General features: G+C 70.8%; 17 protein-coding genes. 12 read left to right on the forward strand and 5 right to left on the reverse strand.

The window, feature by feature from the left end; all coding sequences use genetic code 11:
* Positions 1-111: 111 nt before the first annotated feature.
* The 3 genes from SY84_RS04205 (at position 112) to SY84_RS04215 (ending at position 3,088) form a co-directional block, all read left to right on the forward strand.
* On the forward strand, positions 112-405 hold the full coding sequence (locus SY84_RS04205) for a hypothetical protein (RefSeq protein ID WP_046842959.1): 294 nt from the start codon (positions 112-114) through the stop codon (positions 403-405).
* Positions 406-430: 25 nt separating this feature from the next.
* Complete coding sequence (locus SY84_RS04210) at positions 431-1,216, forward strand: histidinol-phosphatase HisJ family protein (protein ID WP_046842960.1); 786 nt, start codon at positions 431-433, stop codon at positions 1,214-1,216.
* A 168-nt stretch (positions 1,217-1,384) separates the two neighbouring features.
* On the forward strand, positions 1,385-3,088 hold the full coding sequence (locus SY84_RS04215; protein WP_046842961.1) for a helix-hairpin-helix domain-containing protein: 1,704 nt from the start codon (positions 1,385-1,387) through the stop codon (positions 3,086-3,088).
* A gap of 22 nt (positions 3,089-3,110) precedes the next feature.
* Here the strand turns inward: SY84_RS04215 and cysK are convergent, their stop codons facing one another.
* The 3 genes from cysK to SY84_RS16995 form a co-directional block, all read right to left on the reverse strand.
* Positions 3,111-4,064, reverse strand: a complete 954-nt coding sequence (gene cysK, locus SY84_RS04220; protein WP_046842962.1) for a cysteine synthase A — start codon at positions 4,062-4,064, stop codon at positions 3,111-3,113.
* 117 nt (positions 4,065-4,181) lie between these two features.
* Positions 4,182-5,945, reverse strand: a complete 1,764-nt coding sequence (locus SY84_RS04225) for a PRC-barrel domain-containing protein (protein WP_081424505.1) — start codon at positions 5,943-5,945, stop codon at positions 4,182-4,184.
* Between the two features lie 20 nt (positions 5,946-5,965).
* The gene (locus tag SY84_RS16995; protein ID WP_256444635.1) at positions 5,966-6,100 is read right to left on the reverse strand and encodes a hypothetical protein; all 135 of its coding nucleotides are present in this window, start codon (positions 6,098-6,100) and stop codon (positions 5,966-5,968) included.
* 118 nt (positions 6,101-6,218) lie between these two features.
* Here SY84_RS16995 and SY84_RS04230 point away from each other — a divergent pair, with 118 nt between their 5' ends.
* The 9 genes from SY84_RS04230 to SY84_RS04270 all read left to right on the forward strand — a co-directional run bounded on the left by SY84_RS04230 (position 6,219) and on the right by SY84_RS04270 (position 15,214).
* Entirely contained in the window at positions 6,219-7,013 is a 795-nt protein-coding gene (locus tag SY84_RS04230; RefSeq protein ID WP_046842963.1) for a hypothetical protein, read from the forward strand.
* Positions 7,010-8,101, forward strand: coding sequence for an enolase C-terminal domain-like protein (locus SY84_RS04235; RefSeq protein WP_046842964.1), 1,092 nt, complete (start codon positions 7,010-7,012; stop codon positions 8,099-8,101). The genes SY84_RS04230 and SY84_RS04235 overlap by 4 nt, the downstream gene beginning before the upstream one ends.
* A gap of 112 nt (positions 8,102-8,213) precedes the next feature.
* A complete protein-coding gene (locus tag SY84_RS04240; RefSeq protein WP_229755641.1) occupies positions 8,214-8,468 on the forward strand; it encodes a hypothetical protein in 255 nt (84 codons plus the stop codon).
* Between the two features lie 132 nt (positions 8,469-8,600).
* On the forward strand, positions 8,601-8,918 hold the full coding sequence (gene clpS, locus SY84_RS04245) for an ATP-dependent Clp protease adapter ClpS (RefSeq protein WP_046842966.1): 318 nt from the start codon (positions 8,601-8,603) through the stop codon (positions 8,916-8,918).
* Positions 8,915-11,131: an AAA family ATPase gene (locus SY84_RS04250; protein ID WP_046842967.1), complete on the forward strand. Its 2,217-nt coding sequence runs from the start codon at positions 8,915-8,917 to the stop codon at positions 11,129-11,131. The genes clpS and SY84_RS04250 overlap by 4 nt, the downstream gene beginning before the upstream one ends.
* 76 nt (positions 11,132-11,207) lie before the next feature.
* Positions 11,208-11,684, forward strand: coding sequence for a hypothetical protein (locus SY84_RS04255; protein ID WP_046842968.1), 477 nt, complete (start codon positions 11,208-11,210; stop codon positions 11,682-11,684).
* Positions 11,685-11,751: 67 nt separating this feature from the next.
* Positions 11,752-12,318 carry a GNAT family N-acetyltransferase gene (locus SY84_RS04260; protein ID WP_046842969.1) on the forward strand — a complete coding sequence of 189 codons (567 nt, stop codon included), beginning with the start codon at positions 11,752-11,754 and terminating at the stop codon, positions 12,316-12,318.
* A gap of 54 nt (positions 12,319-12,372) precedes the next feature.
* A complete protein-coding gene (locus SY84_RS04265) occupies positions 12,373-13,518 on the forward strand; it encodes an LCP family protein (RefSeq protein WP_046842970.1) in 1,146 nt (381 codons plus the stop codon).
* A 97-nt stretch (positions 13,519-13,615) separates the two neighbouring features.
* Entirely contained in the window at positions 13,616-15,214 is a 1,599-nt protein-coding gene (locus SY84_RS04270; protein ID WP_046842971.1) for an alpha-amylase family glycosyl hydrolase, read from the forward strand.
* Positions 15,215-15,249: 35 nt separating this feature from the next.
* Here the strand turns inward: SY84_RS04270 and SY84_RS04275 are convergent, their stop codons facing one another.
* Both SY84_RS04275 and SY84_RS04280 read right to left on the reverse strand, forming a co-directional pair.
* Positions 15,250-15,636 (reverse strand): hypothetical protein, encoded by a 387-nt coding sequence (locus SY84_RS04275; RefSeq protein WP_157882888.1) that lies wholly within the window; start codon positions 15,634-15,636, stop codon positions 15,250-15,252.
* 30 nt (positions 15,637-15,666) lie between these two features.
* Positions 15,667-16,257: a DedA family protein gene (locus SY84_RS04280; protein WP_046842973.1), complete on the reverse strand. Its 591-nt coding sequence runs from the start codon at positions 16,255-16,257 to the stop codon at positions 15,667-15,669.
* Between the last annotated feature and the right edge of the window lie 46 nt (positions 16,258-16,303).

The raw sequence follows: 16,303 nt of genomic DNA on the forward strand, positions 1-16,303 counted from the left end.
GGTGACCGCTTTCTGCCTGCTGCCCCTGTTCACACCGGACCGCCCGCTGACCCCAGTCCTGCTGGCCGCCCTGCTGCCCTTCACGCTCCGGTTGACCCGCTGGATGACCGCATGGCATTCCGGTCACGAGGCGACGCCGCACGCCCGGGCGCTGAACGTCTGGGCGCCGCGCTGGCGTGGACGTCCTGGGCCTTCCGTTCCGTGATTCGCCGGCCAGCCGGCACGCCCACGGACGCGACGCTGACGCGCTGGAACTGGTCCCTGCGGAGCTGGCAGGTGGCCCTGCTCGTGAATCTGATCTGGACTGCACTGCGGGCGCCGCTGAATCCACAGCTGCTTCAGCCGGTCGCGCTGATGCTCGCAGCGGAACTCCTGCACCGTTCCGTGCAGGGCCGCGCCCGCTGACCGCGCCCTGCCGTACCCTGTGGGCATGACTGCTGCGCTGTTCGATTCGCACATGCACACGCCCCTGTGCGGGCACGCCACGGGGGCGCCGCGCGAGTACGCGCAGGCGGCGCTGGACGCCGGACTGGCGGGCATCTGCTTCACGGATCACATGCCGATGCCCGCGTGGTACGACGCGCCGTGGCGGATGCGCCGCGACCAGCTGACGCAGTACGTGGCGGACGTGCAGGACGCCCAGACGGAGTTCGCGGGGCGGCTGGAGATCCGTCTGGGCCTGGAAGCCGACTTCCATCCCGGCACGGAACGCTACGTGGAGGAGGTGCTGGGCGCGCACCCGTGGGATTACGTGATCGGCAGCGTCCATTACATCGGCGCGTGGGGCTTCGACAACCCGGAATTCGTCGCGGAGTACGACAGCCGCGACCTCGCGGGTCTGTACCGTGACTACTACGCGCTGGCCGAGGGCGCCGCGAAATCGGGTCTGTTCGACAGTATCGGGCACCTGGACCTGCCCAAGAAGTTCGGGCACCGCGACCCCGACGGGTACGCCGCGCTGCACGCGCTGGACGTCATCGCCGAACGCGGCCTCGCGCTGGATTTCAACACCGCCGGGTGGCGCAAACCCATCGCCGAAGCGTATCCCGCCCCGGACCTGACGCGCGCCGCCGCCGAACGCGGCATCCCCTTCGTCCTCGGCAGCGACGCGCACAAACCCGAGGAAGTCGGGCACCGCTTCACCGACGCCATCAAGCAGATTCACGACGTCGGCGGGCGAATCGTCACGTACGCCGGGCGCGTCCGCCACGGATAACGCATGAACTCCTGGCTCCCCTTGACTTGCAAAGCTCCGCAGGAGAGGGGACCTGGCCGCGCAGCGGACTGAGGGGTTCACACGGAGGCTGTGAGCTCTGAGCAGACCCGCACTGAGGGTGTTCCTCATGGCTCAGAGCCAGCACCCCTCGCCCGCTACTCTGGGGGGATGGAAGTCACGAAGAAGTCCCTGGCGGGGGTGCTGAAGACGACGGCGGATCTGCTCGATCTGCTGGGTGTGGGGGATGATCCGTTCCGGGCGCAGGCGTTCCGGAGTGCGGCGCGCAGCCTGGAGGCCTCGCTGGACGAGGTGGACGCCCTGGTGGCGCGCGGTTTTGCGGGCGTGCCGAAGGTAGGGAAGGCGATTGCGCTGGACCTGATGGGGTTCGTGGAGTCGGGGGTGTTCGGGCCGCTGGAGGACGCCGCGAGCCTGATTCCGGCGGGCGTGCTGAGTCTGTTCCGGGTGCGGGGGCTGGGGCCCAAGAAGATCCGCGCGCTGTGGGATGCGGGAATCGATTCGCTGGAGGGGCTGCGTGAGGCGTGCCGGGATGGGCGGGTGGCGGCCCTGAAGGGCTTCGGGGCGAAGAGTGCGGCGTCGTTCCTGGCGGCGGTGGAGTTCGCCCTGAGCGCGCAGGAGCGGCAGCACCTGAGTACGGCCACCGAGGTCGCGGAGGGGTTATGCCGCGTGCTGGAGGGTCTGGAGGCGCGTCTGGCGGGGGATGTTCGCCGGGGACTGGACACGGTGCGGGTGGCGCGCGTGACCGTCACCGCCGACCCCGGGGAGGTCGTGGCGCGGCTGGCGGGCGTGGTCGAGGGGCTGGAGCGCGTCGGGCAGAAACCGCTGTTCGCCGGGCGGGTGGACGGTGTACCGGTCGAGGTGGCCTTCGCGCCGCGTGCGGGCGTGCGGGGCGCGCTGGACCTGATGATGGGCGGCGCCGCGGCGTACCGCGAGGCGCTGCGTGCCGAGGCGGCCGGTCGGGGCTTCGACCTGAGCGGACACGGCCTGATCCGGGCGGGCGAGGTGCTGGACACGCCCACCGAGGCGGACGTGATGCAGGCGCTGGACCTGCCGCTGCGTCCCGCCGAGTACCGCGAGCCCGAGCATGACGGCGTGTGGGAAACCCTCCCCCACCCGGATGAACTGGTGACGGTCGCGGACCTGCGCGGGATGCTGCACACGCACTCGACGTGGTCGGACGGCGCAGCGAGCATCGCGGACATGGCGGCCGCGACCGTGCGGCTGGGGCACGAATTCCTGGGCACCGGGGACCACTCGCGCGCCGCGCATTACGCGAACGGCCTGAGCATCGAACGCCTCCAGGCGCAACTGAAGGAGATCAGGGAGTTGCAGTCAGCAGGCGTGCCGCTCGTGGCGGGCGCCGAGGTGGACATCCTCGAAGACGGGAGCCTCGACTACCCGGACGATGTGCTGGCCGAACTGGATTACGTGGTCGCCAGCGTCCACAGCCTCTTCACGCTGCCCGCCGAACGGCAGACCAAGCGGCTGGTGCAGGCCGCCCGGCACCCCCTCGTGACGATCCTGGGGCACCCGACGGGCCGTCTGCTGCTGCGCCGCCCGGGCTACGCCCTGGACCTGGGCGCCGTGATGGCCGCCTGCGCCGAGCGCGGCACCGTGGTGGAAATCAACGCGAACGCGTACCGCCTGGACCTCGACTGGCGCGTGGCGCTGGCGTGGCGAGACCACGTGCGGTTCGCCATCAACACCGACGCGCACGTCCCCGCCGGACTCGCCGACGCCCGCTACGGCGTGATGGTCGCCCGCAAGGCGGGCCTGACCCCGGCGCACGTGGTGAACACCCTGGACCGCGACGCGTTCCTGGCGTTCGTGCGGGCACAGCGGGCAGGGCGCTGAACCTCGCCCGGCTGACCTCGGGTTACGCGGTGCGCTGGCGCGAGCGGGGGAGGTAACCGGGGGGCGTGTCGCCCTCGCCCGCGAAGAGGCTGGTGGTCAGGTAGCGCGCGCCGGTGTCGCAGGCGATGGTGGCGACGCGCCTGCCGGGGCCCAGGCGCCGGGCGACCTCCAGGGTGGCCCAGGCCATGGCGCCGCTGCTCATGCCGACGAACACGCCTTCCTCCTGTGCCAGCCTGCGGGCCAGGGGGTAGGCGTCCTCCTCCCACACGTCGATGACGTCGTCGATGACGCTGCGGTCGAGGTTGTCCGGGATGAAGCCGGGGCCCATGCCCTGGAAGCCGTGGGTGCCCATCTCGCCGCCGGTGAGGACGTTGCTGCGGGCGGGTTCGCACGCGATGATCTGCACGGCCGGGTTCATGCGCCTGAGGTACCGGCCGACGCCGCTGATGGTGCCGCCGGTGCCACTGCCGTACACGAACGCGTCGATGCGGCCCTGCATCTGCTCCCACAGTTCGGGGCCGGTCGTGCGTTCGTGCACGGCGGGGTTGGCGGGATTCCCGAACTGGTTCATCATGACCGCGCCGCGCTCCTGCACGACCCTCTCGGCTTCCTCGATGGCGGCCAGCATGCGGCGGGTGGGGTCGGTGAGGATCAGTTCGGCGCCGTACGCGACCAGGGTGCGTTTGCGTTCCTCGCTCATGCTGGCGGGCATGCACAGGATCAGTTTGTATCCCTTGGCCGCGGCGACCTGCGCCAACCCGATGCCGGTGTTGCCGCTGGTGGGTTCCACGATGGTGCCGCCGGGTTTCAGGACGCCGCGCCGCTCGGCGTCCTCGATGAGGCCCAGCGCGGTGCGGTCCTTGATGCTGCCGCCGGGGTTCTGACCTTCGAGTTTCACGAACACGTCGGCCATGTCGGGCTCGACGACGCGCGTCAGTTGCAGGAGGGGGGTGTGCCCGATGAGGGACTCGATCATGGCGTTCAGGATAGGCGCTGCCGGGCCGGGCGGTGGTGGCGGCGCAGACAGGTCACGGACAGAACGCATCCGCCCGCGCCGGGGTGGGCGGGACGGATGCGCGTGGGGTGGGGGCCTTCAGCTCAGGCGGTCGTCGGGGGCGACCGGGAGGGTCGCTGGGCGGCGCTCGTCGGCGGCGCCGGGCGTGGGCTGAGCGCTGGCCTGGGCGGGGTGCACCGGGTCGGGCTGGGTGTCCAGCGCGGCCTCACCGGTCGCGTCGGGGCGGCTGGCCAGCGGGTCGAGATCCGGGGTGTCCTTGTTGACGCTATCCACCAGGATGTCCAGCACGTCGCCGTCGCGCGCGGCCTGCACGGCCTTGTGCGTGACGATCTCGCCAACGTTCAGGATGATGCTGTCGTCCGGCGCGAGAATCACGCGGGTGACGGGGCGGCCCAGCGCGTCGCGGATCTTCTGCTCCTGCGCGTCCTGCTGGCGCTGGTCGATGGCCTGTTCGGCCTGCTCGCGTTTGTCGCCCAGCCAGTTCTTGGCGCGGTCGAGGAGGTTCCCGGCGCTCTCGCTGACGCTGCCCAGCCCCTGGCTGACGGCGCTGGTGGTGGTCACGCCAGGGCGGGCGCCGCCGGTGGTGGCGTCGATCAGGGCCTGGTGCGCGCCGACGTGACGGGCGCGGTCCAGGATCGCAGGCGTGACGATCTGGCCCTGCGCGGCCACGAGGCTGCCGCCGGGGGCGCGCACGTCGGTCTTCACGCGGCGGCCGATGGTCGCCTCGGGGCTGTTCGGATCAAGCTGCTGGCGCTGACGCAGGCCCTCCACGCCGTCCTGGATGGCGCCACCGGTCGCGGCGGCGGTCAGGGCGGCGAGACGGCCGGTCTGCTCGGCGCGGTCAGCCTGGAAGCTGGTGATGGTCGCCCCGGCGGGCACGATGACCTCACCCGCGTCGGTGGTGATCTCGCTGCGGGCGGTCTTGCCGATCACGTAGGTCTTCTGGCGTTCGGCGGTGGCGTCCTTGACGTCCTCGTAGGACTCCTGCACGCGGTCACGGGCACTGCCGTAGGCGCCTGCGATCACGCCGCCGGTCGCGGCGGTGGCGAGCGCGGCGAGCTTCCCGGCAGCCTCGGCGTCATCGGCGTGCGCGGCGGTGATGGTCTCGCCCTTGGCGACGATCAGGTGGCCGTCCACGGCGGTGATGTCGCCCCCGGCGGTCTTGCCGACCACGTACTCCTTCTGGCGTTCGCGGGTCGCCTCGGCGATGTTCTCGTAGGCGCCCTTCACGCCGTCCGCAGCGTTGCCGTAAGCGTCCTTGATGCCCTCGGCGGCGTTCTGGTAGGCGCCGCTGAGGCTCTCACCGGCGCTGCTGAGCGCGCCCTTCAGGCCGCCGTCCTCCTGTTCCTGCATGGCCTGCGCGACGCTGATGGGCACGATGGCCGTGTCGGTGCCGATCTGCACGCTCTCGGGCGCGGGCACGAAGGTCCGGCCGCTGCTCAGGTCGGCGAACAGGCCGCCGGTGGCCTCGTAGCCCTCGACCCGGCCGGTGTGCTCGTCGAAGAACACGTCGGCGATGCGGCCCAGGTTCTGCCCGTCGGTGGTCAGGAGGGTCAGGCCGATCAGGCTGGCCTTGCTGTCCAGCGCCTCTTTCAGGCGGCCGTCCTCGCGGGTGGTGGTGACGTCGTCGGCGCTGCCGATCATGATGGCGTCCTCGCCGACACTGCGGATGCGCTCGAAGGGCACGACCTTCGCGGCGCTGAACCAGCCGCCCTCGTCGACGAGCAGGCCCAGCACCTGGTTGGCCTGGTGGTCGAAGATCACGTCGTGCACGCGGTCAATCTTCTCGCCGGTGCTGACCGCGACGATGCTGCGGTTCAGGATGTCTTTGCCTTTGATCATGAGGTCTCCAGAGGTGGGCGTCAGAAGCCCAGGTTGAGCAGGCCCTGCGGCTTGAGGTACAGGAAGTACGCCAGCAGGAACAGGACGATGAGCAGGACGAGGATGAGCAGGATGCGTCCGCCGCTGCCTCCGGGTTTGCCTTTCAGTCGGGTCATGGTGCCTCCAAGGGCGAGTCTAGGAAGTGGGGCGTGACGTTCCGTGGGGAAGCACTGACGCTGGCTTGACTGAACCTTGCGGCCCTCTTTAGGCGGCAGGGGGGCTAGCCTGTGCGCCATGAGTGCTTCCCCTGCTGCCCTGCCGTTCCTGCGCGCACCCGGCGCGCCGCCCACCGCCTCCGAGCGTTCCCTGGCGGAGTTGCCGCTGACCGTGCTGGTGGGCGTGACCGGGGTGGGCAAGAGTACGGCGCTGGCGGCCCTGACGGGCTCGGACGCCGGCATGCGGGTCCTGCCGAACCGGCGTGAGGTGACGGACGCCGTGATGATCCTGCCCGCGACGGGTGGTGTGCCCGTACGGGACCGCGAGGCCCGCTTCCGGCTGACGGCGGCGTACCGGCAGAGCCATCCGGGTGGAATGGCGCAGGCGCTGGGCTCCCTGCTGGCGGACGTGAGCCACTGGGGCGAGGCGCCGGTGTTCGACGGGCTGCGCGGCCTGGAGGAGGTGCAGTACGCGGCGGCCACGTTCCCCGCGTGGCGCTTCGTGGCGCTGGGCGCGCCGGACGCGGTGCGGGTGAGGCGGCTGCTGGGCCGCGCGGACGCCTTCGATCAGGTGGGGACGGGTGGGGGCGGCGCGCTGCGCGAGGACCTGGCGGGACTGACCGGCGTGGAGGCAGTGTTCACCCCGGCCGAACTGGATGACCTGGCCGCGCTGCCGCAGGCGGGGTTCGCCCCGGCGGACGTGCTGGCGAAGGTGAAGATCGTGGTGTCCGAACGCCGCAACTACGACCCGGCGGCGGCCGAGGCGTTCTTGCGGACCCTGCCGCCCGCGCGGGCGCTGGTGCTGGCCACCGTGACGCTGGACCCGGCGGGCGTGGCGGCGGCGGTCCAGGCCTGGGCGGGGGGTGCGGTGTGAGCGCCCCGACCGTCGCGCGGCTGGAGGGCATTCCCTTCCGGCTGCCGCTCACGTCCGCGCTGGCGTGGGGGGCGCACTCGGCCCTGAGTGCCGCCGAGCACCTGCTGGTGCGCGTGACCCTCTCGGACGGGACGGTGGGGCAGGCGGAGGCCACGCCGCGCCCCACCATCTACGGCGAGACGACCGCGAGCGTGCTGGGCATCCTCGCGCATCTGGAAGCGGGCCTGCGGGGACTGGCGATCACGGACGAGGTGAGCCTGAACCGGGTGCGGAACAGTGTGGTGAACAACCACACGGCGCGTGGCGCGCTGGACATGGCGCTGCACGACGCCCGCGCCCGCGCGCAGGGCCTGACGCTGTTCGACACGCTGCTGGGCCCGAACACGCGGGTGCGCCCCAGTTTCATCCTGGGCATCGCCCCCCCGGAGGAGATGCTGGCCGAGGCGCGGCGCGTGGTGGCCTCGGGCGTGCGCTGCCTGAAGGTGAAGGTGGGCCGCGAGCACGAGCGGGACCTGCGGGTGATCCGCGATTTGCGCGCCGAGTTCGGCCCGGACGTGCTGCTGTACGCCGACAGCAACGAGACGCTGACGCCGCAGTCGGCCCCGGCGGCGCTGGACGCCATGCGCGAGGCGGGGCTGATGTACGTCGAGGAGCCGCTGCCTGCCCGGAACCTGCGGGCGCGGGCCGAGTTGCACGCGCAGGGGCGACTGCCGGTCGTGGCTGACGACTCGTGCTTCACGCCCGCGGACCTGGAACGCGAACTGGACTTCGACACCTTTGACGTGCTGAACGTGAAGACTGCCCGCAACGGCTTCACGGACGGCCTGCAGATGCTGCGCCGGGCGGCAGCGGCCGGGAAGCGCGGCATGGTGGGTTCGCAGGCCAGCACGGGGCTGGGTACCGTTCACGCGGCGCTGCTGTCCACCCAGGCCGAGGTGACCGAGCCGTGCGAACTGAGTTTCGTGCTGAAGCTGCAAGACGACCTGCTGGACGGTCCGGTCGTGTTCAGGGACGGCTGGCTGGATGTTCCTTCCATGAGAGAACGGTGCGTCGATGAAGCGAAACTGAGCCGGTACCGACTTGCATGAAGAACCTGTCCAGGCAGTTCCAGCCGCGAAATCCCCGGGGTCTCACCTGAAGGGACCGCCGGGTCATATGCCTGTCATGGTTGCCCTTCAATAATGAGGTATGCCTCAAGAGATGCTTAACGCTCTGCTGCTCCCGCTGCTCTTCAGCATGGCGGGCGGCACCTTCGTGTTCCTGCGCCGCCCGGACCAGCGCGCCCGCGGCCTGCTGGTCATGATCCTCTTCCAGCTCGTCGGCGCCGCCGGGAACGTCATGCAGTCCAGCCCCGAACTGTACGCACTGCTGTGCGTGCACGCACTGGTCGTGCTGGTGCTGATGACCCGGCACCTGCAGGCGCCGAAGGCGTCCACCCAGCCCAGCGGCGACTGATCCACCACATGTGAACGGTGCAGGGCGGCCCACACGCAAGCGGGGCCGCCCTGCACCGTTCAGACGCCGCCCCCGGCCGCACCGTGAGGACCGCCGCAGCCGGGGGCGGCGCAGGCGGGTACACTCGGGCGCATGACGCGCCGCGACCTTGACTCGCGCACCCAGACGCTGGAACGCACGCACACGCAGCGGCCCCGCCTGTTCCGGGTGCTGCTGCTCAACGACGACTACACGCCCATGGAATTCGTGGTGATGGTGCTGCAGCGCTACTTCCGCAAGGCGGAGCAGGAGGCGGAACTGATCATGCTGGCCGTGCATCACAAGGGGCAGGGCGTGGCGGGCGTGTACACCCGCGACGTGGCGGAGACGAAGGTCGCGCAGGTCATGAATCACGCGCGCCGCGACGGGCACCCCCTGCGGGTCGTGGCGGAACCGGAGCCGGACGCATGATCGGCGATCACCTGCAGGTCACGATCGGCCGCGCGGCAGACTACGCGCGCGAGGCGGGGCATGAACTGGTCACGCTGGAGCACCTGCTGCTGGCCCTGACGCACGACCCGGAGGCGCGCGAGGCGCTGCTGGCCGTAGGCGTGGACGTGGAGCGGCTGCGTGAGGATCTTCAGGCGCTGCTGGCGGAGTTCGAGGTGGTGCCGGACGCCGAGCCGGACTTCACGCTGGGCGTGCACCGGGTCGTGGAGGGCGCAGTGTTGCAGCTGCACGCCAGCGGCAAGGGGCACGAGGTCGCGGACGGCGCGCGGGTGCTCGTGGAGCTGCTGGAGGCACCGGACAGTCCGGCGCGGGCGGCACTGGAGGCGCGGGGGGCGTCGCGGCTGGATGTGCTGAGTTTCGTGTCGCACGGCGCGGCGAAGGTGCCGGGCCGCGAGCGGGAGCGGCGCGTGGCGGGCGTGGACGGCCCGGCCCCCGAGGCGCCGGAAGCGGAGGCCGATCCGCTGGAGGCCTACGCCGCCGACCTGACGGCGCAGGCGCGCGCCGGGGCGTTCGATCCGGTGATCGGGCGCGTGGCGGAACTGGAGCGGGTGGTGCATGTGCTGGCGCGGCGCGGGAAGAACAACCCGGTGCTGGTGGGCGAGCCGGGCGTGGGCAAGACCGCGCTGGCCGAGGGCCTTGCGCAGCGGATCGTGGACGGGCAGGCGCCGGGCTTCCTGCGGGGCGCGTCGGTCTATGCGCTGGACCTGGGGGCGCTGCTGGCCGGCACCCGCTACCGGGGTGATTTCGAGGCGCGGCTGAAAGCGGTCCTCGCCGCGCTGGACGGGCAGAACGCGGTGCTGTTCATTGACGAACTGCACACCCTGGTGGGTGCCGGGGCGACCGAGGGCGGCAGCGTGGACGCCGCGAACCTCCTCAAGCCGGCACTCGCGCGGGGCAAGCTGCGGGTGCTGGGGGCGACCACCCCGGCGGAACTGCGGCACCTGGAGAAGGACCGGGCGCTGTGGCGCCGCTTCCAGACGGTCGAGGTGCCCGAGCCGTCCGAGGAGGACGCCCTGCTGATCGTGCAGGGCCTCGTGCCCCGCTACGAGGCGCACCACGGGGTGACGTTCACGCCGGGTGCGCTGGACGCGGCGGTGCGGCTGTCGGTGCGGCACCTGCGCGACCGGTTCCTGCCGGACAAGGCCATCGACGTGCTGGACGAGGCGGGGGCGGCCCGCAGCAGCGCCGGGCGGGGCGGCACCATCGACGTGCCGGATGTCGAGGGCACGGTGGCCCGTATGGCGCGCGTGCCTCTGGGCGCCGTGAAGGCCGAGGAGGTCACGTCCCTGGCGACGCTGGAGGCGGACCTCAGGGCGCGAGTGTTCGGGCAGGACGCGGCGGTGGGTGCCGTGGCGAGCGCCGTGAAACTGGCCCGCGCGGGACTGCGCGACCCGAACCGGCCGCAGGGGGCGTTCCTGTTCGCCGGGCCGACCGGGGTGGGCAAGACCGAACTGGCCCGCGCGCTGGCCGAGCGGCTGGGCATCCACCTGGCGCGGTTCGACATGAGCGAATACCAGGAGGCGCACACGGTCGCGCGCCTGATCGGGGCGCCCCCCGGGTACGTGGGCTTCGATCAGGGCGGCCTGCTCACCGACGCGGTGGCGAAGCATCCGCACGCGGTGCTGCTGCTGGACGAGATCGAGAAGGCCCACCCGGACGTGTACAACGTGTTCCTGCAGCTCATGGATCACGGGACGCTGACCGACCACACCGGGAAAAAGGTGGACGGGCGCGGCCTGATCCTGGTGTTCACCACGAACGCCGGGGCGGCCGACGCGTCGCGGCCCGCGCTGGGCTTCGGCCGCACGGACCGCGCGGGCGAGGAGGCGCAGGCCGTGAAGCGCACGTTTACGCCGGAGTTCCGCAACCGCCTGGACGGCGTGCTGCACTTCGCGCCGCTGTCGCCGGAGGTGATGGGCGGCGTGGTGGACAAGTTCGTGCGGGAGTTGCAGGTGCAGCTGGAGGAACGCGGCGTGACCCTGACTGTGACCCCGGCGGCGCGCGCGCGACTGGCGGCACTGGGCTATGACCCGCTGATGGGCGCGCGGCCCCTGTCACGCGTGATCGAGGCGCAGCTCAAGCGGCCACTGGCGGACCTGATGCTGTTCGGCCGCCTGAAGGGTGGGGGGCGCGTGAGGATCGGCGTCAAGCAAGACGAATTCACCTTCACTTAATTTCACGTGCTGGACGTAAAGATTCCCTGGGATTGTCCTCACATGAGAACCGCCGGAAATCGGGAAGATGGCAGTCATGAAACCCACCCTGCTGGCCCTCCTGACCGCTGCCCTCCTCGCCTCCTGCGCGCCGAAGACTGAAACCACGACCACGGCCGATGGCACCGCCGTCGAGACCACCACCGACACGACCGGCGTGGACAACCCCGTTGCCGAGGGTGAAGGCGCCACCGACAACGCCTCTGATCCCGGTGTCGACAGCACCCTGACCAACAACGACGATGCCAGCACGGGCGAAGAGATCGACATGGCCGTGGGCGACGGCCTGGAAGGCACCGTGACCGACTTCGACGGCACCGCGCAGACCTTCACCCTGAACGAGAACGACGCCAACTACGCCGTGACCATCACCCCCGAAACCGTCTTCGAAGGTGCGGCCACCACCGCCGAGGAGTTCTTCGGTACTGACCGTGCCGACGCCAGCGTCGCGGTCGAAGGTGAAATTGACGAGGCCGCCAGCACGCTGACCGCCAACAAGATCACCCTCAACTAAACGGTCTTGCAGTCACGCGCCGGGTTCCTTCGGGAGCCCGGTTGTGCTGTGCCGTTCCCCTGGATCAATGACCGACGTCCTCATCCGCCCGGCACACGCCTTCGACGCGGCGTTCTGTGTGCCGCTCATCCAGGCCACCATCGGCCGGATCGGACACGCGCTGGCTGGCACGACCGATGATGTGGCGGCCGCGCGGACCATGCTGGGCTTCTACCCGCTGCGCGGCAACCGCCTGAGTTTCGAGCATCAGCTCATCGCACAGGCACCGTCCGGGGAGCCGCTGGGCGTGATCCTCGCGTACCCCGGCGATCACGCCGAGGCGCTGGACGACCCCTTCCGCGAGCGGCTGCGCGCCCTGGGCCTGCCGGGCCACGTGGAGTCCGAGGGCACATCCGGCGAGCTGTACGTGGACACCCTGGCCGTCACGGAGACCGCGCGGGGACGTGGCATCGGGGGGCGTCTGCTGGACGCGGCCGCCACGCGGGCTGCGGCGCTGGGCCTGGACCGGGTGGGCCTCCTGGTTGAGGACGGCAACCCAGCGGCGCGGCTGTACGTCCGGCAGAATTTCCGCCCGGCGGGGCGGCGCCACCTGGCGGGCGGCGTGTACAGGTATCTGGTGCGCGACCTGACCTGAATGTCCCCCTTAGGGTTGATCCGTTTGGGGCGTGGCGGGCGGTATGCTCCGCGCGTGCGTACTCCGGTTGTCGTTGGTCTGGTCGTCCTGGCGGGCGTGGGGGCGGTCCTGTCGCCTGCCGCGCCGTTTCTCGCGCGGTACGGCACGCTGCCGCGCAAGGCCGACGGGCCGGTGAATCTGGTGCTGGCGGGCGTGGACGTGGAATACAACGACCGGGTCAAGGTCTGGCCCTATCCGCCCGTGGCGGATCCGTACGTGGGCCGGACGGACACGATCATGCTGGCGCAGGCGTGGCCGGACGGACGGGTGAACCTGCTCAGCATTCCACGGGACTCATGGGTGAACGTCCCGGAGTCCGGGTGGGGCAAGATCAACGGCGCGAACCGCAGCGGCGGTCCCGAGGGCCTGATGCACGCCGTGCAGGACCTGACGGGCCTGCCGGTGGACGGCTACGCGCTGCTCAGCCTGAACGCCGTGCCCGCCCTGACGGACGCGGCGGGCGGCGTCACGGTGGATGTGGGGCAGGCCATGAAATACGACGACAATGCCGGGAACCTGCACATCGACCTGAAGCCCGGGCGGCAGCGCCTGAACGGCGAGCAGATGGTGGGCTTCCTGCGCTTCCGGCACGACAACCTGGGCGATATCGGGCGGATCGGGCGGCAGCAGCAGTTCGTGTCCGCGCTGGGCGCGCAGGTGCGCAACCCGCTGAACGTGTGGCGGCTCCCGCTGATGGTCGCGGCGGTGGATCGCAACATGAAGTCGAACCTGACCCGCGAACAGGTGGGAGCGCTGATGGGCGCGGGGCTCAGCGGCATGCAGGTGAAAACGCATCAGGTGCCGGGGGACTTCGGACGTCGGGGCGGCCTGAGCATCTGGGAGGTGGACCGCGCCGCACTGGGCACGCTGATCGCGAAGAACTTCCGTGACCCGAACGATCCGCGGTCGCTGGGCGTGGCGGTCGTGAACACCGACGCCCCGGACGGCAGCGCCCGCCGCCTGAAGGAGCGGCTGGAGGGCCTGGGGTACGCGAACGTCTGGATCGTGAACGAAACGCGCGGCCCCGCGAAGACCACCGCGTCCGGCGAGGCGGCGGCGCGGGTGCTGCGCGACGTGGGGTTCGGGACGGTCAGCGATCAGCCGCTGGCGTCCGGTGCGGACGTGACCGTGCGCCTGGGCTCGGACACGCCTGCACCCTGAAGTAGGGAGTGGAGGGGACAGCCTTTCCCACCCCCCTACTCTCCACTTCCCATTGCCCCACTTGATCTGAAACGATTCAGACCGTACTGTGCTGGGCATGACCCCCTCCCTGACCGGCGAGCTGAAGTGGTGGCAGAGCGGCATCATCTACCAGATCTACCCGCGTTCCTTCCAAGACGACAGCGGCGACGGCGTGGGCGACCTGCGCGGCATCACCCGCCGCCTGCCCTACGTGGCCAGCCTGGGCGTGAAGGCCGTGTGGCTCTCCCCCATCTTCCGGAGCCCCATGCGCGACTTCGGCTACGACGTCGCCGACTACTGCGACATCGACCCGCTGTTCGGCACCCTGGAGGACTTCGACGCCTTCGTGGCCGAGGCGCACCGCCTGGACCTGAAGGTCATGCTGGACTACGTGCCCAACCACTCGTCCAGTGACCACGCGTGGTTCCAGGAGGCACTGACGGGCAAGGGCAGCGCGAAACGCGACTGGTACGTGTGGCGCGACCCGGCCCCCAGCGGCGGCGTGCCGAACAACTGGAAGTCCTTCTTCGGCGGGCCCGCCTGGACGCTGGACGAGGCCAGCGGGCAGTACTACCTGCACCAGTTCCTGCCCAGCCAGCCGGACCTGAACTGGCGCAACCCGGCGGTCAGGGAGGCGATGTTCGACGCGCTGCGCTTCTGGATGCGCCGCGGCGTGGACGGCTTCCGCGTGGACGTCATCTGGCTGCTGGCCGAGGACGACCGCTACCTGGACGAACCCGAGAACCCCGACTGGCAGCCCGGGCAGCCCGAACACTGGAGCCTCCTGCACCCCTACACGCAGGACCAGCCCGAGACGCACGAGTACATCCGCGAGATGCGCGCCGTGCTGGACGAGTTCGACGACCGCATGATGGTCGGCGAGATCTACCTGCCGGTCGAGCAGCTCCTGCCGTACTCCGGCACGGAGGACGCGCGGATGGTGCACCTCCCGTTCAACTTCCACCTGATCCTGATGCCCTGGCAGGCACAGGACGTGCGGCGCTTCACGGACAGCTACGACGCGGCGAGCCTCGCGGCGGGCGCGTGGCCGAACTGGGTGCTCGGCAACCACGACCAACACCGCTTCCGCAGCCGCCTGGGCGACGCGCAGTACCGCGTGGCGCAGACCCTGCTGCTGACCCTGCGCGGCACCCCCACCGTGTACTACGGCGACGAGATCGGCATGCGCGACGTCGAGATTCCCGCCGACCGCATCGTGGACCCCGCCGCGCTGCAACAGCCCGACAGCCCCGAGGCGGGCCGCGACCCGGAGCGCACCCCCATGCAGTGGGACGCTTCCGTAAACGCGGGCTTCAGCGCGGACGGCACGACCCCCTGGCTGCCCATCGCCGACGACTTCGCCACCCTGAACGTCGCCGCGCAGGAGGGCGATCCGGCCAGCGACCTGAACTACTTCCGCGCCCTGACCCGCCTGCGCCAAGAGCACCCCGCGCTGATCGGCGGCACATACCGCAGCGTGGACGCCCCAGACGACGTGTTCGCCTTCATCCGCCAGGACGACAGCGGCACCCTGACCGTCCTGCTGAACTTCGGCGCGCAGACCCACGACCTGGGCGACCTCGCCCGCGGCCAGACACTCCTGAGCAGCCTGGGCGACCAGCCCGCGAGCGGCGCGGCCCTGCGCCCGAACGAAGCCCGCATCCTGCGCGGCTGACCCCTGCCTGTCCCCGCGCGCCCGGCCCCTCCCCTCTATGGGGTGCCGGACGGGCGGGGGTGAATGTTCACGCCCGGCCCACCGGGCCCGTTCAGGCACTCGTACAGGTAGAGGGTCACGCGCCCATTCTTCAGGCCCAGCAGTTCGCCCCGCACCTTCCAGATCTGCGCGGTGACCGGCGTCACGCTGACGAAGCGGTTGGACGGTCCCTCTGCCCCGTACAGCTTGGCGAGATTCCAGCGCGCATGAGCCACGCACGCCCGCGTGACTGCCTTCGGCTCTGGCAGCGGGGCGTCCGGGGGAAGGGTCACCGCAGGGGGCAGCGCCATTCTCCCGTCGCGCGCCATTCGCAGGCCTACCCCGATCGTCACGGCCAGCAGGACGCACGCCAGCACCAGTCCGGTCCTCTGCATCGTCGTCATTCCAGCCCCCTCCAGTTCCCACGTCCAGCGTTAGGTCGCGCGGCGGGCCTGCATAACCTTCAGCAGCACGGGCACGATGCTGATCACGACGAAGCCCCCCACGATGAGCAGGATGTAGCGGTCAAGGTGGGGGATGCGGTCGCCCAAGAAGTACCCCAGGGCGGGGACGCTGACGCCCCACAGGATCGCGCCGACGATGTTGTACAGCGTGAACGGCGCCAGGGGCATGCGGCTCACGCCGGCCATGGTGGGCACCAGGGTCCGCACGACCGGCACGAAGCGGGCCAGGACGACAGCCAGCCAGCCGTACCGCGCGAAGAACAGTTCGGCGCGGGTCACATACTCGGGTCTGAAGTACCGGGCGTCCTGACTGGCGAACACGCGCGGCCCGACCTTCCCGCCGATGAAGTACCCGGCGACGCAGCCCAGGACCGCGCCCGCCACAACGGCCGCCATGATCCCCCCGAGGCTCAGGGCGCCCCCGGCGGCGAGCACCCCGGCGGCGAGCAGCAGGGTGTCACCCGGCAGGAAGAACCCCAGCAGCAGTCCGGTCTCGGCGAAGACGATGGCGAACAGGCCCGCGTAGGACGCGGAGAGGATCAGGCTGGTCAGGTCGTGCATACCCGCGCAGGCTACCGTGCCGCCGGACACGGGCGCGTCACCCGCA

Source organism: Deinococcus soli (ex Cha et al. 2016) (genome assembly GCF_001007995.1).
GTDB classification, from domain to species: Bacteria; Deinococcota; Deinococci; order Deinococcales; family Deinococcaceae; genus Deinococcus; species Deinococcus soli.

Coding starts and splice junctions, on each gene's coding strand:
- SY84_RS04205 (WP_046842959.1), top strand. CDS start 112: ATGGCATTCCGGTCACGAGGCGACGCCGCACGCCCGGGCGCTGAACGT.
- SY84_RS04210 (WP_046842960.1), top strand. CDS start 431: ATGACTGCTGCGCTGTTCGATTCGCACATGCACACGCCCCTGTGCGGG.
- SY84_RS04215 (WP_046842961.1), top strand. CDS start 1,385: ATGGAAGTCACGAAGAAGTCCCTGGCGGGGGTGCTGAAGACGACGGCG.
- cysK (WP_046842962.1), bottom strand. CDS start 4,064: ATGATCGAGTCCCTCATCGGGCACACCCCCCTCCTGCAACTGACGCGC.
- SY84_RS04225 (WP_081424505.1), bottom strand. CDS start 5,945: ATGATCAAAGGCAAAGACATCCTGAACCGCAGCATCGTCGCGGTCAGC.
- SY84_RS16995 (WP_256444635.1), bottom strand. CDS start 6,100: ATGACCCGACTGAAAGGCAAACCCGGAGGCAGCGGCGGACGCATCCTG.
- SY84_RS04230 (WP_046842963.1), top strand. CDS start 6,219: ATGAGTGCTTCCCCTGCTGCCCTGCCGTTCCTGCGCGCACCCGGCGCG.
- SY84_RS04240 (WP_229755641.1), top strand. CDS start 8,214: ATGCTTAACGCTCTGCTGCTCCCGCTGCTCTTCAGCATGGCGGGCGGC.
- clpS (WP_046842966.1), top strand. CDS start 8,601: ATGACGCGCCGCGACCTTGACTCGCGCACCCAGACGCTGGAACGCACG.
- SY84_RS04250 (WP_046842967.1), top strand. CDS start 8,915: ATGATCGGCGATCACCTGCAGGTCACGATCGGCCGCGCGGCAGACTAC.
- SY84_RS04255 (WP_046842968.1), top strand. CDS start 11,208: ATGAAACCCACCCTGCTGGCCCTCCTGACCGCTGCCCTCCTCGCCTCC.
- SY84_RS04260 (WP_046842969.1), top strand. CDS start 11,752: ATGACCGACGTCCTCATCCGCCCGGCACACGCCTTCGACGCGGCGTTC.
- SY84_RS04270 (WP_046842971.1), top strand. CDS start 13,616: ATGACCCCCTCCCTGACCGGCGAGCTGAAGTGGTGGCAGAGCGGCATC.
- SY84_RS04275 (WP_157882888.1), bottom strand. CDS start 15,636: ATGACGACGATGCAGAGGACCGGACTGGTGCTGGCGTGCGTCCTGCTG.
- SY84_RS04280 (WP_046842973.1), bottom strand. CDS start 16,257: ATGCACGACCTGACCAGCCTGATCCTCTCCGCGTCCTACGCGGGCCTG.